This is a genomic window from Longimicrobium sp. (assembly GCF_036387355.1).
In the GTDB taxonomy this organism is placed as follows: domain Bacteria; phylum Gemmatimonadota; class Gemmatimonadetes; order Longimicrobiales; family Longimicrobiaceae; genus Longimicrobium.
Genome location: NZ_DASVTX010000128.1, coordinates 1 through 8,732, shown reverse-complemented (window position 1 = coordinate 8,732; position 8,732 = coordinate 1). Strand labels below are relative to the sequence as shown.

At 72.1% G+C, this 8,732-nt stretch carries 7 protein-coding genes; 6 read left to right on the top strand and 1 reads right to left on the bottom strand.

Features of this window, described 5'->3' with window-relative positions; translation table 11 throughout:
- From VF665_RS05920 to VF665_RS05905, 4 genes are all read left to right on the top strand, one after another.
- Window positions 1–583: class I SAM-dependent methyltransferase (locus tag VF665_RS05920; protein WP_331052492.1), on the top strand; the 583-nt coding region annotated here is incomplete at its 5' end.
- Entirely contained in the window at window positions 580–1,728 is a 1,149-nt protein-coding gene (locus VF665_RS05915; protein WP_331052491.1) for a glycosyltransferase family 1 protein, read from the top strand. The genes VF665_RS05920 and VF665_RS05915, both read left to right, overlap by 4 nt.
- Window positions 1,725–2,834, top strand: coding sequence for a glycosyltransferase (locus tag VF665_RS05910; RefSeq protein ID WP_331052490.1), 1,110 nt, complete (start codon window positions 1,725–1,727; stop codon window positions 2,832–2,834). Before VF665_RS05915 ends, VF665_RS05910 begins: the two co-directional genes overlap by 4 nt.
- Before the next feature lie 150 nt (window positions 2,835–2,984).
- A complete protein-coding gene (locus VF665_RS05905; RefSeq protein ID WP_331052489.1) occupies window positions 2,985–5,423 on the top strand; it encodes a polysaccharide biosynthesis tyrosine autokinase in 2,439 nt (812 codons plus the stop codon).
- 670 nt (window positions 5,424–6,093) lie between these two features.
- Here the strand turns inward: VF665_RS05905 and VF665_RS05900 are convergent.
- Window positions 6,094–6,660: a GNAT family N-acetyltransferase gene (locus VF665_RS05900; RefSeq protein WP_331052493.1), complete on the bottom strand. Its 567-nt coding sequence runs from the start codon at window positions 6,658–6,660 to the stop codon at window positions 6,094–6,096.
- A gap of 195 nt (window positions 6,661–6,855) precedes the next feature.
- Between VF665_RS05900 and VF665_RS05895 the strand changes: the two genes are divergently transcribed.
- A complete protein-coding gene (locus VF665_RS05895; RefSeq protein ID WP_170039876.1) occupies window positions 6,856–7,023 on the top strand; it encodes a hypothetical protein in 168 nt (55 codons plus the stop codon).
- 75 nt (window positions 7,024–7,098) lie between these two features.
- The coding region (gene recJ, locus VF665_RS05890) for a single-stranded-DNA-specific exonuclease RecJ (RefSeq protein WP_331052488.1) at window positions 7,099–8,732 on the top strand (1,634 nt) is incomplete at its 3' end.

Sequence of the window (8,732 nt, the reverse complement as noted above, 5' to 3'; positions counted from 1 at the left end):
TCCCGCCGCGACGGGCGTGGAGGTGGACGACGTGCTCGTCCGCGACGCGCGCGCCCGCTTCGCCGCCGTCCGCGGCCTCGACTTCGTCCACACGGCGGAGCTGGACTCGCTCCCCGCGGGCGCCTTTGGGGTGGTGACGTGCATGGAGGTGCTGGAGCACTGCACGCCGGAGTCGGTGGACGGCGTGGTCGCCCAGATCCGCAGGCTGGCCGCGCGCGACGCCGCCATCATCGTCAGCGTGCCTGTGGAGACGGGGCCGGCGCTGCTGGTAAAGCAGGCGGCGCGCGCGGCGGCCGGGGCGCGCGGCATCAGCGGCTACCAGGACCGCGAGCACTACCGCCCCGGCGAACTGGCGCGCATGCTGGTGGCGGGGCGGGGGACGGCCATCGACCGGCCCGTGTACGAGACGGCGTTCGCGGACGGCTCGCCCAACCGCTACCACGGCCACAAGGGCTTCAACTGGCGCGCGCTCGCCGCCCGGCTGGAGCGCGACTTCGTGCTGGAGCGGACGCGCTTTTCGCCCCTCCCGCTCCTGGGCCCGCTGCTGAACAGCCAGGCGTGGATGCTGTGCCGCCCCCGGTGACGCGCCGCGTGGCCGTCGTCTACGACTACGACGCGGAGCAGTGGCCCAGCATGGCGCTCGCCGGCGACCTGCTGGTGGACGGCCTGCGCCAGCACGCCCCGCACTATGAGCCCGTCGCCCTCCGCCCGGAGATGCCGCGCCCCGTCAGCCGCCTCTTTGGACAGCGGGCGCGCAACGCGGACCGATTCGCCGCGCGGCACCTGGCGTACCCGCGCTGGCTGCGGCGCCACGGGTCCGGCTTTCCGCTGTACCACGTCGTGGACCACAGCTATGCGCAGCTGGTGCATGCGCTTCCCGCGGAACGGACGGTGGTCACCTGCCACGACCTGGACGCCTTTCGCTCCCTGCTCCCCGACCCCGAGCCGCGTCCCGCCTGGTTCCGCATGATGATGCGCCGCGTGCTCACCGGCCTCACTCGCGCGGCCCACGTGGTCTGCGACAGCGACGCCGTGCGCCAGGAACTTCTCGCACACCGGCTGGCGGATGAGCGGCGGGTGACGACGGTGCCGCTGGCCGCGCATCCGGACTTCGACGCGCACCCGGATCCCGCCACGGACGCGCGGGCCGCGGCGATGCTCGGCCCGTCATCGGACGGCGTCGCCGACCTGCTGCACGTGGGGAGCACGGTGCCGCGCAAGCGTATCGAACTGCTGCTGCTCGCCGTGGCGCCCGTGCTCGCGGCGGACCCGCGCCTGCGGCTGGTGCGCGTGGGCGGGCCGCTCACCGCCCCGCAGCGCGCGCTCGCGGAGCGGCTGGGGATCGCGGGGCGGATGGTGGAGCTTCCCTCGCTGGAACGGCGCACCCTTGCGGCCGTGTACCGGCGGGCGGCGCTGGTCGTCAACCCCTCCGCGCGGGAGGGATTCGGGCTGCCGCTGGTGGAGGCGATGGCGTGCGGCGTCCCCGTGCTGGCCAGCGATCTCCCCGTGTTCCGCGAAGTAGGCGCGGATTCCGTGCGGTACGTGGCGGGAGACGATGCGTCCGCGTGGAGCGAGGCGATCCGGGCGGAGGTGCACCGGACGTCGGATTCCGAGAGCCGCGGGACCGCGCGCGCGGCGGCGCTGGCGCGGGCGGAGCGGTTTACGCTCGCCCGCTACGCCGCGGGAATTGCCGCCGTCTATGACCGCGTGCTGGCGGGAACCGCATGAGCCGCCTGCGCGTCCTGCAGATCGGCAAGTTTTATCCGCCGCACCGCGGGGGAATGGAAAGCCACCTGGCCACCCTCTGCCACGAACTCCGCGCGGACGCGGAGGTGCAGGTCCTGGTTTCCGCGGACCACCGGCGGACGGTGGCGGAAACGGTGGACGGCGTTCCCGTGACACGCATCGGGACGGCAGTGGCGGTCGCGTCGGCGTCCATCAATCCCGGCATGGCGCGGGCGATCCGGCGGGCGGAGGTGGACGTCATCCACTTCCATCATCCCAACCCCACCGCCGTGCTGTCGTACCTGGCGAGCGGCAATTCGGCGCCGCTCGTCGTCACCTATCACAGCGACATCGTGCGGCAGCGGGTGCTGGGCGCGGCCTTTGCCCCCATCCTGCACCGCTTTCTGCGCCGCGCGCGCACCATCCTGGCCAGCTCGGCGGAGTACGCGCGCACCTCGCCCACGCTGCGCCGCCACGCGGACCGGGTGCGGATCGTGCCGTTCGGCATCCACGCCGAGGCGTACGCGCGGCCGGACGCGGCGGAGGTGGCGGGGCTGCGCGAACGTCATGGCCCGCGGGTGGTGCTGGGCGCCGGTAGGCTGGTGTACTACAAGGGTTTCGAATACCTTGTGCGCGCCATGGCAACCGTTCCGGGCCAACTGGTGCTGGTGGGCGACGGGCCGCTGCGCGAGCCGCTGCAGGTGCTGGCCGCGGAGCTGGGGATCGCGGACCGCGTCACCTTTGCCGGCGCGGTGGCGGACCTGGCGCCCTGGTACGCGGCGGCGGACGTCTTTGTTCTCCCCGCGGTGGAGCGCAGCGAGGCGTTCGGCCTGGTGCAGCTGGAGGCGATGGCGGCGGGGCTTCCCGTGGTCAACACGCGCATTCCCAGCGGCGTTCCGTTCGTGTCGATGGATGGGGAAAGCGGCCTCACCGTCCCCCCGCGCGACGCGCCGGCTCTGGCGGACGCGCTGCGGACGCTGCTGGACGACGAGCCGCTGCGCGCACGGCTGGCCGCGGGAGCGCGCGCCCGCGTGGCCGCCGAATTCAGTGTGGAGCGGATGGCGGCCGAGACGCTGCGCGCCTACCGCGCGGCCCTGCGCACGGACTGATGCAGGTCGGCGGATGGAACCCGCATCCGCTTGATTGGTAACGAGATGCGAGGGTCCACGCCCCGCGCAGGACGCTCGGCGCCTTTTGCGCTTCCGCGTACGGCCCGCCTTCCGGGTGATCCTGATCCAACCGCCCAACCCGCCGGATCCGTGTCCGACATCGTTCCTCGCCAAGACCGCCCCTATCCCGAAGCCGCCGCCGCCACGCCGGTGCTGCGCGGCACGCCCGTGCTGGACAGCGATCCCGTCAGCGAGGGGATTCCGCTGGGCGAGTACCTGGCCGCGCTGCGGCGCTACGCCTGGCTGATCGCGGCGACGGTGGCGCTCTCGCTGGGGTTCGCGGCGTACCGCATCAGCCGCGAGCTGCCCCGGTACGCGGCGTCATCCTCCGTGCAGCTGGTGAACCCGCGCCAGCAGCTTGCGCCCGCCGCGGCGGCGCAGGGGGCCAGCCAGGACGTTCCGGGATGGTACACGGACCCGGTGCTGTCGCAGATCCAGGTGCTGCGCAGCCGCGCGGTGGCGTCGGAGGTGGTGGATTCGCTGGGGATGCGGCTGCAGCCGCGCGACCGGCTGTTTCCGTACGCCTCCATTCAGCACATCCGCGTCCTTCCGGCGGCGGAGACGGGCGACACGCTGCACGTGATCTTTGGCGCGGACCGGGTGACCGCGCGCATGAACGGCCGCACGGCGCAGGGGCTCTACCGGCAGCCGCTGGACGTGGGCCCCGTCGTGATCACCTTTGCGCAGCGGCCGAAGGGGATTACGACGGCCACCTTTGACGTCATCGACACGCAGTCCGCCATCCTGAACGCGCTGGGCTCGCTGAGCGCCGCGCAGCGCGAGGTCACCAACTTCGTCGACATCCAGTACGCCGCGAACGACCCCGTGATGGCGCAGCGCGGGGCCAACGCCTTTGCCGCGGCGTTCCAGGAGATCAGCACCCGCTCGGCACAGACCATGTCGCGCCGCCGCCGGGTGTTCGTGGAGCAGCAGTTGCGCAGCACCGACTCGCTGCTCGTGGTCCTTCAGGCGCAGCTGAGCGCGTTCCGCAAGGGCGTGCGCTCCTTTTCGCCGCGCGAGACGTTTCGCACCACGGAAGAGGGGCTGGCCAACTTTCGCCTGCAGCGGCAGAAGCTGGTGGGGGAAAAGAGCATCTACGACCAGATGGCGCGCGAGCTCACCCGCGCCACCGGCCGCGAGGGCGAGGAGCAGATCGCCGCGCTGGCGGCGTCGCCGGAGGTGGCGACCAACAGCGGCATCATGGTGCTGTACACGTCGCTGGTGCGGTACCAGAACGCGCGCGACTCGGCCACCACGGGGCAGTGGGCGCGTGCCGGCAGCAACCCCGACGTGCAGCAGCTGGACTCCCTGATCGCCACCTACCGCGGCCGGCTGGTGCGGGCGGTGCAGTCGCGCAGCGGCTCGCTGGCGGGGCAGATCGGCATGCTGGACCAGGTGATGGCGACGGACGTGGCCGCCATCTCCGGCCTGCCGGACGCGGAGGCGGAAGAAACGCGCCTGTCACGCGAGGTGGAGACGCTGCAGAAGCTGGTGGACGACCTGCGGCGCGACCGGCAGGAGGCGCGCATCAACGAGGCGGTGCAGGCGGGGCAGGTGGAGCTGGTGGACTGGGCCATGCTCCCCGGCGGCCCCGTGGGGAGCGGCGGCAAGAAGCGGCTGATGTTCGCGCTGCTCATCGGGCTGGCGCTGGGCGGCGGGGGCGCGCTGGCGCTGGACCGGCTGAACACCTCCATCGCGCGCCGCGAGGACGTGGAGCACGCCACCCGCATTCCGGTGATCTCGGTGATTCCCCGCCTGTCGGACGCGCCGGTTCCGGCGGGGCGGCTGGGCGCGGCGGGCAAGATGCTGGCGCGGCGGCGGGAGACGGCGCCCACCGAGGCGCTGGTGGTGGTGAACGACGTGCAGGCGCCGGGCTCGCAGGCGTACCGCAAGCTGCGCACGCACCTCATCTTCTCGCAGCAGGGCGCGCCCATGCGCACGCTGATGGTCACCAGCCCGGCGGCGTCGGAGGGCAAGACCACGGTCACGAGCAACCTGGCCGCCGTGTTTGCGCAGCAGGGGCTGCGGGTGGTGATCGTGGATGCGGACCTGCGCCGCGCCAAGGTGCACAGCGTGTTCGGCCTGCCGCGCACGCCGGGGCTGAGCGAAACGCTGCTGGCGGAGCTTGCGGTGGAAGAGGCGACGCGCCCCTCCGGCGTGGAGAACCTGGACGTGCTGGCGGCCGGGCGCCTGGTGCCGCACGTGTCCGAGCTGCTGGGCGGCGCGGCGATGGGGCGGCTGCTGCGCGAGCTGGGGACGCTGTACGACCTGGTGATCGTGGACACGCCGCCGGTGATGGCTGCGGCGGACGCCGAGATTCTGGCCGCCCAGTGCGATGCGCTGCTGCTGGTGGCCCGCGCGGGGCAGACGGACCGGCAGAGCGCCCGCCACGCGGCGGAGCAGCTGCGGGCGGTGGGCGCGCGCATTGTTGGCGCGGTGCTGAACGACCCCGACAACAAGATGAGCAACGCCGGGCAGTATGGGTATTATTACGAGTACCGCAACGACGAGAAGGACGAGAATGCGTAGAGGCCGGCGCGGCTGAGCAGATCCGCCCGCACGGCGGTGAGCGTGTGGGAGTAGGTTTGAAGAGGCGGAGTTCCAGGGCGGCCCCCACCCGGGCTCGCATTACTCGCCCACCCTCCCCTAAAAAAGACTGGGGGAGGGTTGTTGGCGTGGGGAAAGCCCGGCGCGCATCAACGGATCCGCGCGGCCGGCCTGAGCGAATGAATTCGCCGCAACAACGGCGGAAAGTCCCCCCAAACGGACGGGGGGACTTCACCTGCACGCGGCGGATGTTGCCGGTGTGCGCGGCCAGATAGCGGCGACGCGGCCGGCCTGAGCGGATGAATCCGCCGCTCTGAAAGCGGTAAGCCCCGACTCGTGGCCGTTGTCGCGTCCACGATCGGGGCTTCAACCGACCTGGCGGACCGACGGGCGCGCGCGGCCCGCGCCGAAGCCGCCGATGCAGTCCGCGAAGGCGGACTTCGTGCTGTTCCAGCGGCGAATTCATTCGCTCTGGACATGCGGCCGCGCGATTCTCTGCCGCCCGCACCCATGCCGCCGACGCAGTCCGCGCAGGCGGACTTCGCGCCGTTGTTGCCGCGACTTCAGTTGCCCGTCAGCACTCAGCACTCAGCGCTCAGCACTCAGCACTCAGCACTCAGCACTCAGCACTCAGCACTCCCGCCCTCCCGCCCTACACCTCCCTCCACTCCGGATTCGTCAGACTCGTCCGGATGTGGTCCTCCCACTTGCCGTTCAGCAGCAGGTAGTCGCGGGCGAAGCCTTCCACCGTGAACCCCAGGCGGCGGAGCAGGCGGCCGCTTCGCTCGTTGCGCGGAATGTAGTTGGCCTCGATGCGGTGCATGTTCTGCTCGGTGAACATGTACTTCAGCGCCGGCTCCAGCGCCTCGCGCATCAGCCCGCGCCCTTCGTACTCCCGCGCCAGCCCGTACCCCAGCACGCAGTAGTACGCGGGCGAGCGAAAGATCTGCGTAAAGTTGCAGTTCCCCACCACGCGCTCCGGCCTCTCCGCGTCAAAAAAGAACAGCCGCACGCTGCGCCCGTCGCGGAACTCGGCAAGGTTGGCGCGCACCTGCGCGGCCCAGAACCCGGCGGTAAAGAACTCCGGGCCCATCAGCGGCCGCGACTCGGCGAGGTGCTCCCGGTTCTCCGAAAAAAAGCGGACGATCCCGTCCACGTCGCCCGGCTCGGCCAGGCGCACGATCAGGCGGGGGGTCACGAGGCGCAGCGGCGTCAGCATGGTCTGCACGGCGGGAGCGGGGCGCGGGAAAGGGTGGAACGGGACGGAAAGCTATCCCCCGCGGCGCCGGGCGAAAGGGCCGGGGCGCGCTCCACGGCCCATCCGCGTGCCGCGGACGCCGTCCCCCGGCATGCGCGTTGCGAAACCGGCGGGCACGCGCCCCATCATACCACCACGCACCGCCGGAGCACGCCCGTGGCCGAAGACCGCAAGGAGCCGCCCTTTGAGGGAGGATCACAGCCCGTTCCGCACCAGAAGGATCCCGTGCCGGGGCCGGGCCGCAGCGTGGCCCAGGTGGTCACGCTCATCCTCTGCGTGCTGGTGGTGGCCGCCGCGGCCGTCTGGATCTTTTCGCACGTCTGAGCCGGCGCCGGGAACCGTCAACGTTCGGCGGATGGTGGCTTGACCCGCGGACGGCTTGACGGCTAGCTTTTTGGCATGCCCGCTACCATTGCCGAACGCCGCTGGGTCGTTCACCCCGCGCCCGAAACCGCCGCCGTAGACCGCCTGAGCCAGGCGCTGCGCCTGCCCGCCGCCCTGTGCCGCCTGCTGGTGCAGCGCGGCTACGGCGACGCGGACGCCGCGCGCGGATTTCTGCGCCCCACGGCCGCGCACATCCATCCCCCCGCCGGGCTGGCGGGGGTCGGCGACGCGGTGGCGCGGCTGCGAAGGGCGATCGACGGGCGCGAGATCATTCTGGTCCACGGCGACTACGACGTGGACGGCATCTGCGCCACCGCCCTGTACGTCCGCGCCCTGCGGATGATGGGGGCGGTGGCGCTGCCGTTCGTTCCCCACCGCGTGCAGGACGGGTACGACCTCGCCGACGCCGGCATCCGCGCCGCGGCGGAGATGGGCGCGTCCCTGATCCTTACCGGCGACTGCGGCATCGTGGCGCACGATTCGGTGCTGCGTGCCCGCGCCGCCGGGGTGGACGTCGTGGTGACGGACCACCACACGCCGGGGGACACGCTCCCCGCCGCCATCGCCGTCGTGAACCCCAACCGTGCGGACTGCGGCTACCCCGACAAGGGGCTGGCGGGCGTGGGCGTGGCGTACAAGGTGTGCTGCGCGCTGGCGGAGGAGACCGGCTTTCCCGTGGAGCGGCTGCACGGCTTTCTGGACCTGGTCGCCATCGCCACCATCGCCGACGTGGCGCCGCTCTCGGGCGAGAACCGCGCACTGGTACGCTGGGGGCTCAAGGTGCTGCGCGAGACGCCCAACCCGGGCCTGCGCGCCCTGCTGCGCGTGACGGGGCTGGCGGACAAGGGCGAGCTCACCAGCACGCAGGTGGCCTTTCAGCTCGCGCCGCGCATCAACGCCGTGGGGCGCATGGGCGAGGCCCAGCGCGGCGTAAAGCTGCTGCTGACGGACGATCCGCGCGAAGCCGAGCAGATCGCGCAGTCGCTGGAAGATGACAACCGGTGGCGGCAGACGGTGGAGGGCGACACGCTCCGCCAGGCGCTTTCCGCGTTGGAGATCGGCTTTGACGCGGACCGCGACCGCGGCGTGGTGCTGGCGGGAGAGGGATGGCACCCCGGTGTGATCGGGATCGTGGCGTCGCGCATGGTGGAGCGGCTGCACCGCCCCGTGGTGATGATCGCCATGGGCGAGGACGGCGAGGGGAAGGGGAGCGGCCGGTCCACCTCGCGCTTTCACCTGTACGACGCCATGCGCCACTGCTCCGAGCACCTGGTGCGCTTCGGCGGGCACCGGGTGGCGGCGGGGTGCAGCATTCGGCGCGAGAACGTGGACGCCTTTCGCGAGGCATTCAACGCGCGCGCCTGCGCCATGCTGAGCGACGACGACCTGGTGCCGGAGGTGCGCATCGACACGGAGATCGAACTGCGGCACGCGGACATGGACCTGGTGCGCATGCTGCGGCACGCCGGCCCGTTCGGCGCCGGGAACGCCACGCCGGTGTTCGCCGCGCGCGGGGTGGCGCTTTCCGGGCCGCCTCGCATCGTGGGCAAGGGGCACCTGAAGCTCACGCTGGCCGCGTACGGCGCCAAGCTGGACGCCATCGGCTTCGGCATGGCGGAGCACGCTGCGGAGCCGGGCTTCGGCTCGCG

Excerpts from the sequence above, each read along its gene's own strand:
- VF665_RS05910 (WP_331052490.1), top strand. The coding sequence starts at position 1,725 with ATGAGCCGCCTGCGCGTCCTGCAGATCGGCAAGTTTTATCCGCCGCAC.
- VF665_RS05900 (WP_331052493.1), bottom strand. The coding sequence starts at position 6,660 with ATGCTGACGCCGCTGCGCCTCGTGACCCCCCGCCTGATCGTGCGCCTG.